13 protein-coding genes and 5 pseudogenes are annotated in these 18,059 nt (G+C 51.3%); 8 read left to right on the forward strand and 10 right to left on the reverse strand.

Translation table 11 applies throughout. From position 1 onward, the window contains the following. Positions 1–174 precede the first annotated feature (174 nt). Together ACVX3G_RS05615 and ACVX3G_RS05620 are read left to right on the forward strand one after the other, a co-directional pair. A pseudogene (locus ACVX3G_RS05615) lies at positions 175–1,832 on the forward strand (IS1634 family transposase). Between the two features lie 128 nt (positions 1,833–1,960). Further along, positions 1,961–2,212: pseudogene (locus ACVX3G_RS05620) on the forward strand (ATP-binding protein); the annotation flags it as partial. A gap of 86 nt (positions 2,213–2,298) precedes the next feature. Here the strand turns inward: ACVX3G_RS05620 and ACVX3G_RS05625 are convergent. The 3 genes and pseudogenes from ACVX3G_RS05625 to ACVX3G_RS05635 all read right to left on the reverse strand — a co-directional run. Further along, a complete protein-coding gene (locus ACVX3G_RS05625) occupies positions 2,299–2,886 on the reverse strand; it encodes a winged helix-turn-helix domain-containing protein (protein WP_021322671.1) in 588 nt (195 codons plus the stop codon). After that, on the reverse strand, positions 2,883–4,190 hold the full coding sequence (locus tag ACVX3G_RS05630) for an MFS transporter (RefSeq protein ID WP_128721765.1): 1,308 nt from the start codon (positions 4,188–4,190) through the stop codon (positions 2,883–2,885). The genes ACVX3G_RS05625 and ACVX3G_RS05630 overlap by 4 nt, the downstream gene beginning before the upstream one ends. A 208-nt stretch (positions 4,191–4,398) precedes the next feature. Continuing rightward, a pseudogene (locus tag ACVX3G_RS05635) lies at positions 4,399–4,956 on the reverse strand (transposase); the annotation flags it as partial. A 150-nt stretch (positions 4,957–5,106) separates the two neighbouring features. Between ACVX3G_RS05635 and ACVX3G_RS05640 the strand changes: the two are divergent. Beyond that, positions 5,107–5,266 (forward strand): annotated as a pseudogene (locus tag ACVX3G_RS05640) (DUF6431 domain-containing protein); the annotation flags it as partial. Between the two features lie 72 nt (positions 5,267–5,338). Here ACVX3G_RS05640 and istB read toward each other — a convergent pair. Further along, complete coding sequence (gene istB, locus ACVX3G_RS05645; RefSeq protein WP_021322668.1) at positions 5,339–6,091, reverse strand: IS21-like element helper ATPase IstB; 753 nt, start codon at positions 6,089–6,091, stop codon at positions 5,339–5,341. Then, positions 6,088–7,593, reverse strand: coding sequence for an IS21 family transposase (istA, locus tag ACVX3G_RS05650; protein WP_025038985.1), 1,506 nt, complete (start codon positions 7,591–7,593; stop codon positions 6,088–6,090). The genes istB and istA overlap by 4 nt, the downstream gene beginning before the upstream one ends. A 690-nt stretch (positions 7,594–8,283) precedes the next feature. Here istA and ACVX3G_RS05655 point away from each other — a divergent pair. Both ACVX3G_RS05655 and ACVX3G_RS05660 read left to right on the forward strand, forming a co-directional pair. Further along, complete coding sequence (locus tag ACVX3G_RS05655) at positions 8,284–9,534, forward strand: IS481 family transposase (RefSeq protein WP_033845209.1); 1,251 nt, start codon at positions 8,284–8,286, stop codon at positions 9,532–9,534. Further along, positions 9,527–10,327, forward strand: coding sequence for an ExeA family protein (locus ACVX3G_RS05660; RefSeq protein WP_025039422.1), 801 nt, complete (start codon positions 9,527–9,529; stop codon positions 10,325–10,327). The genes ACVX3G_RS05655 and ACVX3G_RS05660 overlap by 8 nt, the downstream gene beginning before the upstream one ends. 203 nt (positions 10,328–10,530) lie before the next feature. Here the strand turns inward: ACVX3G_RS05660 and ACVX3G_RS05665 are convergent. The 4 genes and pseudogenes from ACVX3G_RS05665 to ACVX3G_RS05680 all read right to left on the reverse strand — a co-directional run. After that, positions 10,531–11,175, reverse strand: a pseudogene (locus ACVX3G_RS05665) (transposase); the annotation flags it as partial. Positions 11,176–12,234: 1,059 nt separating this feature from the next. Continuing rightward, complete coding sequence (locus tag ACVX3G_RS05670) at positions 12,235–12,585, reverse strand: YuzC family spore coat inner layer protein (RefSeq protein WP_021321909.1); 351 nt, start codon at positions 12,583–12,585, stop codon at positions 12,235–12,237. Positions 12,586–12,705: 120 nt separating this feature from the next. Further along, entirely contained in the window at positions 12,706–14,028 is a 1,323-nt protein-coding gene (locus ACVX3G_RS05675; RefSeq protein WP_021321910.1) for an ArsB/NhaD family transporter, read from the reverse strand. A 20-nt stretch (positions 14,029–14,048) separates the two neighbouring features. Continuing rightward, positions 14,049–14,486 carry a hypothetical protein gene (locus ACVX3G_RS05680; protein ID WP_021321911.1) on the reverse strand — a complete coding sequence of 146 codons (438 nt, stop codon included), beginning with the start codon at positions 14,484–14,486 and terminating at the stop codon, positions 14,049–14,051. Between the two features lie 371 nt (positions 14,487–14,857). On the opposite strand from ACVX3G_RS05680, the gene kapD reads away from it, so the two are divergent. The 3 genes from kapD to ACVX3G_RS05695 all read left to right on the forward strand — a co-directional run bounded on the left by kapD (position 14,858) and on the right by ACVX3G_RS05695 (position 16,350). Continuing rightward, on the forward strand, positions 14,858–15,478 hold the full coding sequence (kapD, locus tag ACVX3G_RS05685; protein ID WP_011232405.1) for a 3'-5' exonuclease KapD: 621 nt from the start codon (positions 14,858–14,860) through the stop codon (positions 15,476–15,478). Between the two features lie 76 nt (positions 15,479–15,554). Further along, positions 15,555–15,770 carry a hypothetical protein gene (locus ACVX3G_RS05690; RefSeq protein ID WP_011232404.1) on the forward strand — a complete coding sequence of 72 codons (216 nt, stop codon included), beginning with the start codon at positions 15,555–15,557 and terminating at the stop codon, positions 15,768–15,770. Positions 15,771–15,828: 58 nt separating this feature from the next. Further along, complete coding sequence (locus tag ACVX3G_RS05695; protein ID WP_011232403.1) at positions 15,829–16,350, forward strand: superoxide dismutase family protein; 522 nt, start codon at positions 15,829–15,831, stop codon at positions 16,348–16,350. A gap of 407 nt (positions 16,351–16,757) precedes the next feature. Here the strand turns inward: ACVX3G_RS05695 and ACVX3G_RS05700 are convergent, their stop codons facing one another. Then, entirely contained in the window at positions 16,758–17,933 is a 1,176-nt protein-coding gene (locus ACVX3G_RS05700) for a MalY/PatB family protein (protein ID WP_033012362.1), read from the reverse strand. Positions 17,934–18,059: the final 126 nt, after the last annotated feature.

Here is an 18,059-nt window from a genome sequence, read left to right on the forward strand (position 1 = left end):
GTCTGGAAAAGTCTTTTTGAGAACTCACATTTCGCACCCTCTCGGCAAAAATCGAGAGGATTTTTTTGTTCCGCCTCACATTTCGCACCCTCCCGACGAAAATCGGGAGGATTTTTTCATTCCGATGTCGAATGAATCCTTGACACACAAGGAACGTAAAGGAGTTTTTCTCTCATGAATGTGAAAGTCAAAGGGGTCTATCGTAATGATTATTTGAATATAATAAGTGTTCTAGTCAAAAAACTGGACCTCCCCCACTTGATTGACCATCCTGTGCCCGTCGATCCACAGTGCCAAACGCGAGTCAGCGATGCCGTTCAGGCCATCCTTTACAATCTATTTGACGGCCGGCAAGCCCTTGTTCACTTAGAACGATGGGCTCAGGAGATCGATCTAGAGAAACTCATTCGTCCCGGTCTCCATCCTTCCTGGTTGAACGACGATGCCTTGGCCCGTCATCTCGACCGCTTGTATGAGGCCGATATTCACAAGGTCATCAGCACTTGCTTGATTCACATTTATCACAAAGAAGGCCTTTCCCTCCGAGCCTTTCACGCCGATACGACAGACAAGACGGTTTACAGAGCCTATGAATCGGCCTCGTTAGAGGCTCTGCAGATCACACATGGCTACAACCGCCATCAGCATTGGCAAAAACAGATCGGCTTCGGACTGGTCGGCAACGAGGATGGCATCCCGTTTTACGGCGATGTGCACGACGGCAACCTGTCTGATAAAACATGGAATCCCGAGGTGCTGTCCCGTGTCCATGAACAGCTGAAGCAAGCCCACCTCGACGACGAATGGATTTACGTGGCCGATTCCGCCGCGATGACAAAAGACACCTTGGCGCAGACGAAAGCCGCCAACGCCTTTTTGATCACCAGAGGCCCTTCATCGCTCCGGATCGTGAAACAGGCGCTCGCGGAGGCCGATTCGCCTCACATCACGTGGAGTAAACCCTTTACCCTAGCGGAGAGAAACGGCGCCACGCATCGGGTATGGGAAACGGCCTCGACCTATGAAGGCCACTCGGTTCGGCTGATCGTCGTCGAATCGAGCGCGCTCGACCAGCGCAAAGGAAAAACGCTCGAAAAAGAGCGGGCGAAAGAAGCGGAGCTTCTTCGCGAGGAACAAGAGCGTTGGGAGCGCCATCCCTTCTCCTGCCGGGAAGACGCCGAACAAGCCTTGACATCCCTCAAGGCGTCCCTTCGCCCCCGGTTTCATCGGGTCAACGCCGCGGTCAAAGAGATCGTGCGTCCGAAAAAACGGCGCGGACGGCCAAAAAAGGGGCGGAGCCCGAGACGGAGACGCTGTACACCCTTCACCTAAACGTCGAATTCAACCAACCGACATGGGAACAGGCAAGACGGAAAGCGTCCCGGTTTGTTCTCGTCACGACCGTTCCGAAGGAATGGAAGGGCCAACCCATGGATGCCCAAGAAATCTTGAAGCTGTATAAAGGGCAAATCTCGGTGGAAATGAACTTCGCGTTTTTGAAAGATCCGTTTTTCACAGATGAGATTTACGTCAAAAAACCGGAACGGGTCGCCGCATTGGGCTATTTGTTTCTGTTGGCCCTAGCGATTTACCGCGTTTTTCAGCGCCGGGTGCGCCAGTTCATCACACCCGAACACCCGTTAAAGGGCGCGGGAGGCCGCAAGTTGACACGGCCAACGGGACAGGCGATTTTTCAGCTGTTTCAATATGTGAACGTCATCCTGCTGGAGCTGCCAGACGGGCGCATCCAACGCGCACTCGATCGCCCCCTCAACCCGGACCAGCGAAGGATTCTGCAGGGATTGGGCATGGATGAGAGCATCTACGTGTAACGTGATACGGAACGACTAGCGATGGTAAAAAAAGGATTGCCATCGCTCGTCGTGTTGGTCAAAAAGTTATTCTGAAAAACTAAATAAAAAATCCTTTGTTTGGACTCTGTTAAGGTGCGAAATGTGAGTTAGATGAACTAGGATTTATTCCGTTTCATAAAGATGGGGCAGAATTGTTGTTCAGTTTAATTGCCGAGTGTTACGAACAGACGAGCATTATTGTCACATCGAACTTGGAATTTGGACAATGGAACACCATATTTGGGGATAAGCGTTTAACGGCCGCCATCATTGACCGATTGGTGCACCATGCCCATATTCTCACCTTTACGGGGGAAAGTTATCGATTGCGGCACGCTCTATCTAAAAAGAACCGATAAAATACGGGAACTGGCAAGGTTGTGCACAAATTCACCGCCATATTGTGTATTTTTTACTTGCCAAACACAGTCATTCCATGAGTCGGTTATTCCTCGTCCTCAATTTTGTAACTTAACAACACAAACACATACTTTCCTCGTTTGAAACGATCTTCTTCTTTTAAGGCTTCTTTCACTTTAGAGGGTAATTCCCGATTGTTCCCTCCCAACTGATGAAAGAGATGATGATGGGTGTGCAGCCATTCCTCTCCGGTCATATGATGGTAAGAGATGCTTAGTTCCACATGATGTTGATATTGGTTTAATTGCTTGTTTTCCTCCAATTCTTTTTCCAATAACGAGAGCCCTGTATAAACAGTATTTTTTAATTCTTTCATGAGCTCTGATTTGCTTTCTGACATCATTTTTTCATTCAGCATCACATTTGTATCGATGTCGTTATTTCTACGATAGGATTTTTCAATTAAATTTCCGACCTGCTTTTCGCCTGCAACCTCTAATAAGCCGTATTCCTCTAACTTTTTGACATGATAGTATAGCCTCGATGGTTTTTCATTTAATTTTTTCGCTAGTTCCTTCACCGTTAAGGCTTCGTTTTTCGTTAAGTCCAAAATTTTGTTTCGTTTTGGGTTAATCAAGATTTTGGCCAATTCCAAATCACTTAATTCTTTCATCCTTCTATGCTACTCCTTTCTGTGTTGAATGCAACTTGGCTCAATTGTCGATATCCTTGGAAGAGTGGATAAGTACAAGTTGTCAGTACGAGCAAGATGCCGCTCGTTGCGGTTGCGTAAACACTTCCGATCACATCGGCATACCAACCGCCTATCATGATTCCTAGCATTATGGGAAAATTGGAGAACGTCGTCATTAAAGCAGAACCGCTACCTCTTAATTCTTGCGGCACAATAGAGATAAACAAACTATTAATCGGCACATTCACCAACGCATTCAATACTCCTACCATAGTACACCAAGTATAGAGAGGAAAATCCCCCCAATTATGGACGAACACGTTCAAAGGCACAATACCCGCCATCCATACGCCAATAAGCATCATTCCTATCCATAATAATCGATTAGCTGGGATGGTTTGAAGCAACTTTGGTCCAAGTAAAGAACCTAAAATCGCTCCCACCCCTATGCTTGCCTCCAGAAAACCGAAGTGAGAAGGAGAGACATGAAAATGATGCAATAAAGCGCTGACAAGATTTGTATTCAAAATACCGATCACGAAGGATAATGGAATCATCATGAATAAGAAAAAACGCAAGATAGGTAACAGAAAAATGTCTCGGTATCCAGTCAAAGCATCCAGCCAATAACCGCTCTTTTTCTGCTTATGATGAAGGTATTCTTTAAACTTGATGCTCCAAATCAAAATGGCCGAAAGGAGAAATGTAGCGGCGTTAACCATAAAATTGATATCGTATCGTTCACTTAAAAGAAAAAGTCCCCCAATGGCCGGTGCAATTATTTGCATAGCCGATGCTGTTCCATTTGATAGCGCAATCGCCTCTGGAATTCGTTCCTTTGGGATAATGGACGGAACGATGGAAGATTGGGCAGGTACAAATAGCGCTGTCCCGATCCCATGCAATCCCAACAAAACGAGCAAGATGATGGGGGAGTGTGCAAAGGCAGCCATGCAAAGAACGATGATCATTCGATACAGGTCAGAGAACACCATCAGCCGCCGCTTAGAAAATCGATCAACAAGAGGACCGAATACTAAGCTCAAGACAGCAGTTGGGAACAATTGGACGAATATAACCATTCCGATGAGCAAAGAATGGCTGGATGACTTTCCGATGAGGTAAATGAGCGCTACCCTTGTTATGCCGTCGCCCAAATAGGATATGACTTGAGACAGCCACATGCGTAAATATAGACGATGATCAGATAATATAGAGAACATGGATCCACCACCTTTTTGTTCATCAAAATAAATTTTAATGGTAAAAAAATATTTTGTCAATAACCTTCAGTCTACTGGAGTGATTGAAGACTTTAGTCGGTTCATGAAAAAGCGGTTTTATACTTTTAAACCATTCATTGTTTTCATGAAACATTCAGTGTTCGAATCAATACAGGCAGGGGAGACCCAATGATTCTACTCATCAACTGTAGATGAGCATTTTTCATTACAATAATTTCCATGGTTAGAGAGACAAACAGGGTACCCCTTACGCGATACGGAGCTGTTTTTTGATCACATCAATGGGAATATCTTGCTTTGCGGCGTCATAAATGAACTCTATGACGCTATGGCCTTTCCGCGATCGAAGAAGCTCCAATCCGGTGGAGAGGTCTTGCTGGGATTTCGCTATGCTGTACACGCAGGCCAAGAGCACCACCGCCCAATACCGTTTCACCGCCCGAATGTGGCGGACGCGGTATTCATCCAGCTTCAGTTGATCTTTCGCCTGTCGGAAAAAGCATTCGATTGTCCAACGCTGGGCATAGTAACGCAAGATGTCTTCATCGCCTAGCTCCCGGTCGGTGCTCAAGACGCAATGGAGATGTTCCGGTGTCATCGGCTGATCCGCCTTCCAAGCCAGCAGCACCACCGCGTCATCGAGGCCATGGATCGCCCCCTCATAGCGATACACGCGGTAACGCTCCTTCCCCACCGTGACGAGGCGGGTGTCTTGGGGCTCGATATAGCGAGCCAACTGCTTGGCTTGGACGGCGACGCCATTCGGATAAAGAATCCGGTTCGTCTTGAGCATCGCGATGATGTAAATTATCATTTTATTTCAGCACAAAACACCCATTTTTTTGCACATTCTTTCAGAAAGCCCTCTCCCCTTTTCTGAAGGAATGTGCTAAATTTTTTGTGAATTGTTTCGGACAAAGATTTCCATTCGTTTCAAGGAGAGGGGGGAGGAAGTGTGATCCAGTTTCACGACTTTGGCATTGACATTCAAACGTATACGGATCGTGGGAAAGGGAACGATTTTCCCGACGTGAACCAATGCCCGCACTGTCCATCCCGCCGCCCCTTGCACCGTCACGGATACTACCAACGCTATGCGTTGACGGCAGAGGGGGAGTATCTGTTTTTTGCAAGCAAAAAATGCAGAGAAGTGCAAGAAAAAATACATAGGCTTGCCAGCTCAAGACTTAAGGTTCCAGACCGGGGGAAGAGGACGGCTGGATCGCGGAGAGAGCGTTCCGCAGTCGATAGCTCTCTCCCGTAAAGGCCAGGATGTGGGCATGGTGAACCAAGCGATCCACCAGCGCAGCTGTCAAGCGGTTGTCCCCAAACACCCGATTCCACTGTCCAAATTCCAGATTCGACGTCACGATGACGCTTTTTCGCTCATAACAGTCGGCGATAATATGAAACAACAGCTCCGATCCTTGCTTTTGAAACGGCACATAGCCGAGTTCATCCAATATCAACAGTTCGCACGCATCGATGCTTCGTTTCAGCCGCCCGAGCGTGCCATTTTTCAATGCCTCTTCCAGCTGGGCGACGAGATCCGCGACGCGGAAAAACCGAACCTCATGGCCTTGTTGGCACGCCTGGATGCCGAGCGCTGTGGCGAGATGGGTTTTTCCTGTCCCGGGCGAGCCTAAAAGCAGAACGTTTTGCTTTCGCTCCAAAAAGCGAAGGTCACACAATTCCTTCTTCGATGTCGTGGTCGGCCAGTGGATGTGATCCGACCATTCGTAATCCTTCAGCCATTTCAACTCCCGAAACTTGGCTTTCTTGATCAGCCGGGCCTGTTTCGCCTGCTGGCGGCACGACAGCTCCAGCGCCAATACATCCCGCAAAAACTGTTCTTTCGTTTCGAACATCACCTCCTCGAATCGATCCGCGATATAGGCCAAATGCAGTGCTTTACAAATCTCTTTCACCTCTGCTCTCATCCCTGGACACCCCCTTCCCGAACAGGATGAAGACGTTGATCATACACCGTTAAGTCCGTTTCATAGTCGATCAGGACGGAAGGGGTGTACGATTCTTTCCACTTGGCCGGGTAATGGGATTGCTCGGCTTCCATCAACACCCCGATTTCATGAGGAGCCAAGTCCCATCGCTGGTTCTCATCGAGCCACTGGGCGATTTCATAAAGCGTGCAACGATCCAACAGCGCTCGCAGCCCTTTCAAACGGGCCGCCACCTGGGGCGGGGTGCCAGCCAGATACGTTCGGATCGCTTCCGGCAAGTACGCCCGGTATCGGGAATGCCCGACAACCCGGGGTTTGGTCTCCCACTCAGCGAAAATCTCTTTCCAAGGGATCTCGCGTTTCACGTTCGTATACGGCCTTGGCGCTTCAAGATGGACGTCTCCATCGGAAGAGAACACAACGAAACGATTCCATTCTTTCTTCACCAACACCCGGTTGGGGACGGACAGGCCATGGACGACGAACGCCTTCCCATCCACCATCACTTCTCCGTACTTATTCACGTAAGCGTGATCGAGGGAGAAGATCGGAAGATCTTGTTCCGGCAACGCCAACAGCTCCGGTTGCTCTTCTTGCCATAGTTCCTCGATCCACCGCCCCTTTTCATAATGAGGACGGTTTCGGTCCTCGACCATCTTGCGATGCAGCCACTCCACCAGCTCCGGATCCGACTCCATCAATGGAGCGGGGATGAAACAAAGGTTGCGAGTGTAATAGACTTTTCGCTCCGCATTTCCTTTCTCATGTCCACTGTATGGATTGCACACTTGTACATCAAACCGATAGTAGAGTTGAAATTTCTCAAAAGCCTCGGTGAATCGGCGTTCTCCCCCTTTTCGAATCGACACAATGGCCGCGGACAAATTGTCAATGCGCAATGCCTTTGGCACTCCCCCAGCCTGACGAAACAGCTGCGTCAACCCATGGAGGAAGCATTCACTGTTTTCCACCGGCAGCGGATAAGCAAACGCAGCGTTGCTATAGGGAAAGCTCATGATCAAAACCGATCGCTCTTCTTCCTTCCCCTCCTTCGTCACAACCGTCATCTTCCCGAAATCCACCTGCGCCTCGCCTGGCGGGTGCTCCAGTCGTTCATAGCGCTGTTCTTTCTCGAGCTTGAGCTGCGGTCTTCGTTTTTGCACGTACGCGCAAACGGTGCGATACGAGCCTTGAAATCCATGGTCACGACAAAGCGCTTCAAACATCGTCTTGTTCGTTCGCCGTTGTTTTCTCGGCAGCTTGGCATCCTCCTCCAACCAGTCATCAATGATTTGCCCGTACCCTTCTTCCTCAATCATCCCCTTTTTGCGTTTGATGGTTGGTTGGACAGAAATGTCTCCATCTGCGTATTTCTTGACCGTTCTCCAGTTATATCCCGTTTCACGGGAAATTTCCGCAATCGATAACCCTTTCTTTTCACGCAGTTTTCTGATACGATTAATTTCGGGCATTGCCAGCATCCTTTCGCTCCTCCACTGTTTGGTTATGTGTTCACAACTTCCACAGTAGAGGAAATGTTAGAGGCTGGCAAGCCTTTTTTCTTTGCCTTCAGCTCTGCACTTTTCGTTGCAGAACTCTGTATTTTTATTTTGCACTAAACAAGTATCGCCTTTGGATCGCGCGGTACGCTTCTGAGAATGCCGCAAAACCGTGAGTGTGCTGCCTTCTTTCCTCCTCCCGTATGTTCAATTCAATATACCCAATCCGTCATCTGGCAAGCGGTCAAAGCATGGCTCGAAACGCCAAGACGAGGAGCGAAGACCAAACAGGTTGGTTTTCCCACCAAGGAGGTCATCTTATTTTATGTCCGACGATTTTTACGGAATCTCTCCCGCTTGCATCACGCGGCGGTGAGAAGGTGGGGGATCATCGGCCCTGTGGGGAACGCAAGAACAGAACGGGCGGTTTGGTGGATGCAGACCTTGGAGGGACGGGGGGTGGGCTCGATCATCCAAGACCTGTGGACAAACGAGAGGTGGCATCCGTTTGCGGATCAAATTGCTTCCTGATTTTCTACTTAACACCAAAAACGGAGATGGTTGATGTTCCCACAAACCCTTCCTCTCGACGAATCTCGAGCCGTTTCGTAAGATAGGAGGCAGAGGGACCGGAACGGTCCAACATCACAGGGAGACAGGGAGGAGATCCGGATGGATGAATCGATGAGACACGACATCGCGCTGTTTCGGTACGGGCTGATCGCTCCGTTGGTGAATGGCCAGGTGGAGCCCAAAGCGTATTTGAATGAGGTGGGCGGGCGAGTGCATTCGATTCCTCATCAAGGGGACAAGCCCATTGCGGCGAAGACGATTCTGGATTGGTGCGCCCGATACAAAAAAGGGGGCTTCGACGCCTTGAAGCCGAAGCGCCGTTCGGACCGCGGCCGCTCCAGACGTCTGTCCCCCGATGATGAGGATCATATTCTAGCATTGAGGAAGGAACATCCCACCATGCCCGTGACCCTATTCTACGAACAACTCACCAAGCAGGGGGACATTCCCACCACCCTCTCATACTTTACTATATACCGATTGTTGAAAAAACACAACCTGGTGGGAAAAGAAATCTTGCCGATGCCGGAGCGAAAGCGTTTTGCGTATGAAGAGATCAATGAGCTATGGCAAGGGGACTTATCCCATGGACCCACGATTCGCGTCCATGGGAAAGCCCAGAAAACGTTTTTGATCGCCTATATCGATGACTGCTCGCGGTTGGTGCCGTATGCCCAATTTTTCCCTTCGGAGAAGTTTGACGGGTTGCGGATCGTCACAAAGGAAGCGGTGCTTCGTTGCGGGAAGCCGAAACGCATTTACTCGGACAACGGGAAAATTGATCGATCCGAGGTGCTGCAGTATGCGTGCGCCGAGATGGGGATTACACTCATCCACACTCAGCCGTATGACCCGCAAAGCAAGGGAAAAATCGAACGGTTCTTCCGCACCGTACAGACACGGTTTTATCCACTGTTGGAGCTGAATCCGCCGAAATCGCTTGACGAGTTGAACGAGCGTTTTTGGAAGTGGCTTGAAGAAGAGTATCATCGAAAACCGCACGCCTCACTGGACGGAAAAACGCCGCATGAGGTGTTTCAGTCCCAAGTGGAACGAGTGGTGTGGATCGAAGACATCGATTGGCTGGACGCGATTTTTCTGAAACGGGAGCACCGCAAGGTGAAAGCCGATGGCACGATCACCCTGAATAAACAGCTATACGAAGTGCCGCCTCGGTTCATTGGGCAATCGATTGAGCTCCGCTATGACGAACGAGGCGTCTATGTGTACGAAGATGGCAAACGGGTGGCGGAAGCCATTCGGGTGCGTTTGGAGGATAACGCCTATGTGAAGCGCCACCGGTCGCCGTTTGCGGCGGTTTCGGCGAAGGAGGGCGAACAGGATGTATAAAACGTTTTATTCCCTCTCGCGGGAGCCGTTTGCGAAAGAAACCGACCCGTCCGAGGCGTATCAAGGGGCGGCGTTTCAAGAAGCGCTGCGGGCGCTGGAGTACGTGAAGCGAACGCGGGGAATCGGGCTGTTGATCGGAGAGCCGGGGGCGGGCAAGACGTTCGCCCTTCGGGCGCTGAAAGAGTCATTGAATCCATCATTGTATCATGTCGTCTACTTTCCGTTATCGACCGGAGGCGTGATGGATTTTTACCGTGGACTGGCCTTGGGATTAGGAGAGGAACCGAAGTACCGCAAGGTAGATCTCTTCCGCCAAATCCAGCAGGCGATCGAGCGATTGCATCATGAACGACGGATCACGCCGGTGTTCATTTTGGACGAGATGCATTTAGCAAAGGATGCATTTTTACAGGACATCGCCATCTTGTTCAACTTTGAGATGGATTCGACCAACCCATTTGTCTTGATTTTGGCCGGGTTGCCCCATTTACAGGGGAAGCTGCGGCTCAATCAGCACCGCCCTCTCGACCAGCGGATCATCATGCGATGCCGGATGGGGCCGCTGGAGAAGGAAGAGGTGGCGGGCTGCATCGAGCATCGGATGAAACAGGCCGGGGCGAAGCATCCGATCTTCACCCCATCGGCGTTAGAGGCGATTGCCCTGCAATCACGTGGTTGGCCCCGTGTCATCAACACGTTGGCCACGACGTGCCTGCTGTACGGGCATCAGCTGAAAAAGGACGTCATTGACGAAGAAGTGGTGCGCATGGCTGCAGAGGAAATGGGGTATTAGCACGAAAGGGGCCAAATCGGCCTCTTTTGTGCTTCCTCTTTTTCATCGGTCCATCAGGCGCGCTGGAAATCTTCATCTGAAAGAGCGTGCAAATGTTCCGAAAGAATGTGCAAAATCCGCAATAATTCGCAAAAATTTTGCACATTATTTCCGAATCCGCCTGAAATAATTTGAAAAAGGGATTCTGAAATAATGTGCTAATTTACAGCGATGACATGGAATCCCTTTTTCAGACAGGCTTCGATGAGCGTTTGGGACGGATACCACGAATCCATGAGCACATACACCGGCCGATCCGGTTCCACCTTGAGTGAGGAAAGCATCTCGATCGCCAGGTCGATTTTGCTCCTTCCCGCCTTCTTGTCATACAGGCGGAACGCGAACGGAAACGCCTGCGTGAAGGTGTGCACCATCAGCCAAACGAGCGAATGCCCCCAGACCGATTGATGATCTTTGTGAGAGAAATGCCAACCACACCCTTGAATGGCGTGCGTTGCCCGTGACGAAGGCTTCGTTTTTTGGCAAATCGTATCATCAATCGAGACAAAGAGAGGCTGATTCTTTCGCTCGACCAGGCGCTCGATTCGGCGGAGGATCCACTCTTGAAGCTTCCCAAGCAGCCTTTCCTCGTTCCAAGGGCTTTTCGTGAAAAAGTGACTGAGCGTCGTTCGATGATTCGGATGAAAGCTCCAGTGATGAATATCGGTCAATGTTCCCGAGAATCCCTTGGTGGTCAAGGCATCGACGATATGAATGAGATGCTTGATGACCGGTTTGGAAAGCTGCAGCGTCAACCCCAAAGTGAAGAAAAACTTGTGGATTCCTTGGTGATGTGCTAATCTATTCATGAGACATGAACCTCCTTGTGTGAATGGGTTTTGTGCACATCTATTTTACCCAAGGAGTCCGGTTCATGTCTCCTTTTTTGTTTGGTTGTCAATTTATGTTAGTGAATTTGCTCATCTACAGTCATCAAGTTTCTTTGGGCTTTAAGGGGGCCGCAGAAGGCTTCGGTTTCTTCTCGTATCTTTTGGGAAGAGAGGGGCGAGAGTACGTGAGTTGAGGATGGTGGAAGGAAAGAGAAAAGCGGTCATGGAAATGGATCATTCCTGAAACGAGCATTCCTGTTAGGAGCTTTTCCGGGGACTTGATCAAAAAAAGTCCTCTTGGTATGATGCAGGGGTGTCAAACAATACCTACCATCATGCCAAGGAGGACTTCAGATGAATTGTACACAAAATTGTAAATTAGCACATTATTTCAGAATTCACCGAAAGTTGTACTTGACTATTTCAGAACATGCATTCTTTGTACTTATAAGGAAAAATCAGTAAATCAAATTTTACGTACACGGTGGCTCAAGAAAATCCCCTTTTAACCGAAGGCGAATAGATGGATGTGGCGGATTCGGCCGACGGAACACCAAGGAGAATCTTTATGATCAAGAGAATAAAGTTTATACTGTCCACTTTGAAGAACAAGTGCTGCGCTTTTTAGACTACAAGGCGGTCAAGCTGACGATGTTGATTTCTTTGATTACGATCATTGTCGGGGATATCATCTATCGACGCACGTAATCGGATGCGCAATGTGAACGAAAGGGGACGCCGGGCGTTGGTGCCCGGCAAGTTTGTTTAGGCGCCAGACGGCGATGAGACGATCGCTGTCTTTTTTTGGTTCACGAAGGTCGGCGGCGAGAACCGTTTTGGTGTGAAAGGAGCTTCTGGCCCAGCAAGGCGCAAACGACAACACCGCTTCCAGCGCCGTGCATCGTCTGGAAGCGGCGCTATCGCATCGGGCGCGGCCGTTGTGAACGGATGTTGGCAGCCGTCAAAGCGGCGAATGCGAAGAGTGAAGGCTGCTTGCCGCCGTTTTTCCCCTTTCGCCCGCCGCCGCGATGGCGAAGGCTATCCGTGAAAAGGCGGAAACACGTTCCAACGCAAGCCGATGACGAGCTGGCAGCACGGAAACGCGCCGGGGGGCGGCGACAACGTCAGGCGGATGCCGTCGGGATTGAAATACACATCGGTTTTCGAGCGGATGCCAAGCGAGCGGATCAGGCGCTTCACTTCATCCGTTTTTCCTTCTTGGGCGGCCGACATGACCGAGGCCGCGAACGAGCGCGATTCAGCGAGTTTTTTCAACACGGCGGCGGCGTCGTTCATGAGCGTTTGGGCGGTGGCGGCGGATTGGGAAAAGATGGCCGGGTCGATCGGGGGATATGGGCCGGCCGGCATCCGCGGGAACGGGGTGAACATGGCTGCTTGCGCCTCCTTTCCGAAAATGGAATCCGATATTACGATATGTGCAAACAGCCAAAAAGGAGCGAAGCCAAACGGCGATTTCGCTCCTTCTTTATGCATTGCGCAGGCGGGACGCTACAAATAGCGCAGCCATAAATAGGCATGCGACAGGAGCAAGGCAATGAGCGTGAGCGGCGCGCCGATTTTCAAAAAATCAACGTACGTAAAGCCATGCCCTTCGCGCGAGGCCATGCCGGCGACAATCACATTCGCCGAGGCGCCGATGAGCGTTCCGTTTCCGCCGAGGCAGGCGCCAAGAGACAAGGCCCACCAAAGCACGTCAATCTGCGGGGCGTCTGGAGACAGCCCCATGCCGACTGCCATATCTTGAATGAGCGGGATCATCGTGGCGACGAACGGGATGTTGTCGATCGTCGCTGAGGCGACGCCGGACAGCCAAAGGATGAAATAGGCGGCTGTGGAAATATCGCCTCCGGTGATCTCAAGCGTTTTTTCCGCCAATGATTTGATCAGGCCGATGTCAACAAGCCCGCCGACCAAGACGAACAGTCCAGCGAAAAAGAAAATCGTGCCCCATTCGATCGAATGGAAGACATCCTCGATTTCGTGCTCCGGCACGGCGATGAGCATGAGTGCGACCGCCCCGGTCATGGCGATGACGGCCGCATCGACATGAATGACGGAATGAAGAATAAAGCCAAGGATGGTCAGCCCGAGCACGGCGACCGATTTGCGCATCAGCTTCGCGTCTTGAATGTAGTCGGCGTCGCGAAGCGCCATCAGCTTTTGAATCAACGTTGGATCGGTTTTCAGCTGCTTGCGGTACACAAACGCGAGCATCGCGACCGTGACGACGGCGATCACGACGACGACCGGCGTCAAGTTGAACAAGAAAGCGTTGAAGTCGAGATGCTTGTTCGCCGAGCCGATCATAATGTTTGGCGGGTCGCCGATCAATGTTGTCGTGCCGCCGATGTTCGACAACAGCACTTCGGAGATTAAGTACGGCACCGGGTTCACTTGAAGCATGCGCGTAATGGAGAACGTCACCGGCACGACAAGCAGCACGGTGGTCACGTTGTCCAAAAACGCTGACAGCAGCCCGGCCAACAGTGAAAGCATGATTAAAATGCGGACCGGTCGGCCTTTCGCAAGCTTCGCTGCTTTAATGGCCATATATTGAAAAAAACCGGATTTGCTTGTGATGCCGACTAAAATCATCATTCCGATCAGCAGTGTGATCGTTCCCCACTCAATATGGTGGGTGAACGCTTTTTCGATGTCAACGATGCCGAAGATGACCATGAGCGCCGCCCCGAGCAAGGCGATGACCGCGCGGTGGATTTTTTCAGAAATGATGATCGCGTATACAACCAAGAAAACGGCAATGGCAAAATAATATTGAAGATTTGACACGTGTGCGGCAGAATGATCCATTCGTACTCCTCCCTTTCCAGTTATGTCGTCATGTCGTGAAAACCGCTCCCGCACGCTGGGCATGTCCAGTCGCGGCGCTCGCTGGTAGCTTCACGAACATAAAACGTAAAGGAACAATGTGGACAAAGGATTTCGCGCACCCGATCCATCAACATCCGCCTCCTCGGTTCAGCTGGGGCGTCGGTGTCAATGATTTCGACATGGATGTTATCGCGCGATTCGTCTTCGGCGATCACCCTTCCTTTGGCTTCCTCTTTTGTGCGCCAGCGGCCGCCGAGCAAGTGCTGCTCGAGCTGGCTGTGTGAGGAATGTTCAAGCATTTCTTCAGCCAGTTTCATGTACTGCCGGTCCGTCAGCCCGCTGAACGGAAGGTTCTTCTTCTGTTTTTTCCAATACGCCCGCATTTGATCTTCGGTGAAAATCCATGTGACAATCTGATGAATCACGACATTTTTCATCCCATCCATCCTCCTTTTTCTTGATCATATCATAGAAGGCTGGTGATTTAACAGGAAATGCGGCTCAACAATAGCATTTCTTCAATGGATCAACCTTATAAATGCTGCTCTTCTCTTCACTCAAGAACCATCGGTTTAGGGGAAATGGTTGTTTTTCGCGGATCTTATAAAGGGTGGGGGAGAAAAAACGATTGGCTTGAATGGGAAGCGTCCATCCGCCCTTCTTCTTTTTCGCCAAGGCTTTCGTTGATTCCTACGGCATCCGCCTCTTTTTCGCCATTTTCTGAAAAAAGAAATAAACAATCGCTTCTGCGTGATATAATAATAGTAAGACGGACGGCAACAGCGTGCCGGAAAGGGGGGAAGCGACGATGGACAGCCCGCAATATTTGTTTCTCGATTTTGAATTTACGATGCCGGAGACGAAAACAAACCCGAACGGGTTTTGCCCGGAAATTATTGAAGTCGGCCTTGTCGCGGTTGTTGACGATCAGATCATCGGCCAATTTTCTTCCTATGTGAAGCCGCTCCGCTTTCCGCAGCTCACGGAACGGTGCAAGTCGTTTCTCAACATCACCCAAGAACAAATCGACCGCGGAATGAGTTTTTATGAGCTGGTTTCCTTGCTTCGGCAATATGACCGCGAACGCCCGACGACAGTGATGACGTGGGGGAGCATGGATATGAAAGTGCTCCGGGAAAACTGCCAATCGGCGCAAGTGGAATTCCCATTCACGGGCGAGCATCGTGATTTAGCCATGGAGTATAAGCGGTTTTTCGGCAACAAAAACCAAACCGCGCTGCGCAAGGCGGTGCAAGAGTACGGCAATGAGGCAGTTGGAAAAGCCCATTGCGCGCTCGATGATGCGTTCACCGCGTATACGATTTTCCGGCTGGTGGAAAACGACAAAAAATATTTGGCGAAGACAAAGCCGCCGACGATTGGAGAACGGATTGATTTGACCCAGCTGCGAAAAAAATTCGCTTTATAGCCGGCTGCGTTGGCGGCGGCTTTTTTATGTTATAATAGAAAGTGGACGATTTTTTAGGCAGAAAGGTTGTTTCCTTATGTGGCCATCGGTGCTGAATTTATTTTTGTACTTTCCAGAAGACAAACGTGAATACATTCCCGCAGCCATTTCGTTTGCTGTCTTCTTCTTGATGGCGGTGTTCACGATGCGGCTCATCATCATCATCTCCCGGCGGCAGGAGAAGGAAGCGAAGCGGCTCGAAGAACAGCTGCTTGGAAAACGAGAGGAACGGAAGGAGCCGCCCGGAGTATAAACGAGCCCCCCTCCGGCAATACTGGCGGATAACAAGTGATGCTGGAGGGTGGTTCGTCTTGCGAAAAACGTACGGTGTGGTGCTGGCGGCAGCGCTCGTGTTGTCCGGCTGCGGCCAAGAGAATGGAACGAGCCGGACGGTGGAGATGATCAATGCGGATGGCGATTCGATCGGTACGATCGAGTTGACTGAACAGGCGGAAGGGGTGCGGCTGAAGCTTGACTTGGAAGGCCTCCCGCCGGGAGAGCACGCCATTCACATCCATGAAAACGGAAGCTGCAAACCGCCCGATTTCCAATCGGCCGGCGGTCATTACAATCCGGACGGGAAAAAGCACGGCCTTCTCCACCCGGAGGGGGCGCATGCCGGCGATTTGCCGAACATTATTGTGAAGGATGACGGCACGGTCAACGTCGAGTTGAAGGCGCCCAATGTGACGCTGAAAGAAGGAGAGAAAGGCTCGCTGCTTACGAAAGACGGAACATCGATCGTCATTCACGCCAAGAAAGACGACGGCATGACCCAGCCGGCGGGAGACGCCGGCGGACGGATCGCCTGCGGGGAAATCAAGTCGTCGTGAAACAGGGGCTCGCGCGCGGGCCCCTGTTTCACGTTGCCGGGGCAACGCTTCGCATGGCAAATGCGAGAAAGTGACGGTTGCACAGCTTCTGCTGCACATGGATGGCGGAACGGAGCAACGGGTCCGGCGCTGCTTCTTTTCCCTTTCGCCATCCGCTTGGCCGCTCTTCTTTGGTGCAAAGCTATATAGGATGCAACGAAATCGTTTAACATATCCTTGACGGAAAAGTGGCTCATCCATTTTTGACTGTCGAAGGCAAGCCGTAGGCTTGCCTCCGTCACGCTAAGGCGTGACGGAAGACCGAACAACGACTCGCTTAAAGACCCATTCATGGGTCTTTAAGCGGTGTTGTTCGGTCACTCGACAGTTGGATGAAATGACCGGTAAAAACGAAAAATGTTAAAGCTTTAAATTGCATCTATATAGCGCAGCGCCGTCGCCAGCCGCCGCAGCCCTTCCTCCAGCGTCGGGCGCGGGCAGGCGATATTCAAACGGATGAAGCCGACGCCTTCCTGGCCGAATTTGCTGCCGAACTCGACGGCGAGTTTTCCTGTTTCAAGGAGCCGACGCTTCAGCTCCGCCTCGGAAAGGCCAAGGCCGCGGCAGTCGATCCAGACAAGATACGTCGCCTGCGGCCGGACGGGGCGAAGCGGCGGCAAGTGTTCCGCTAAATAGGCAACCGTCATGTCGATGTTTTGCCGCAAGTAATCAAGCAAGGCGTCAAGCCACGGTCCGCCATGGCGGTAGGCCGCTTCCGCTCCGACGATGGCGAACGCATTCAGCGTAAAAAAGCCGTGCCGCTGCTGGACGAGGCGGAACGCCCGGCGCCGCGATTCGTCGGGAAGGATGACTTCCGCTGCCTGCAAACCGGCGAGGTTGAACGTTTTCGTCGGCGCGCGGAACGTGGCGCTTTGCGCGGCCAGCTCTGGGTGGAGGGAGGCAAACGGCGTGTGTTTGGCTGGCGGGAGCGTCAAATCGGCGTGGATTTCGTCGGAAAGGACGAAGACGCCGTGCTTAAGGCAAAGTTCTCCCAGCCGTTCGAGTTCTTCTTTTGTCCATGATTTGCCTCCCGGGTTGTGCGGATGGCAAAGGATGAGAAGTTTGGCATCGGGCAGCTTTCGCTCCAAGTCGTCCCAGTCGATCGCATAGTTGTCTTCCTCAAGGCGCAGCGGACTGAACAGAAGCGTGCGGTCATGGCGGCGGACGAGATCAAACAGCGGCCGGTAGACCGGGGAAAAAACGATGATGCGATCCCCTGGTTCGGAAAACGCTTCGATGGCGGCGGCGACCGCCGGCACGACGCTGTGGGCAAACACGAGCCAAGACGGATCGATCGTCCAGTCATGACGGCGTTCAAGCCATTGGCACACCGCTTCTTTGAGTGAATCGGGAATGACAGTGTAGCCGAACACGCCGTGCTCCACCCGTTGCCGCAGCGCTTCTTGCACTTCTTTCGGTGCGGGAAAATCCATGTCGGCGACCCACATCGGCCATACGTCTTCGCGGCCGAACACGCGATGAACGTCATCCCATTTCACCGACAGCGTGCCCCGGCGGTCGATGACGCGGTCGAACGGAAACATGATCGCGCCTTCTCCTTTCTCAGCACGCGAACGATGCGGTCCTTTCCCTTCATCGAATGGAAACATTGTTGCATCTTCTCCCTTCTTTTTTTCGAATCGATGGCTTATAATGGGTTATATCATAGC

Source organism: Geobacillus sp. PLS 41 (assembly GCF_056494105.1).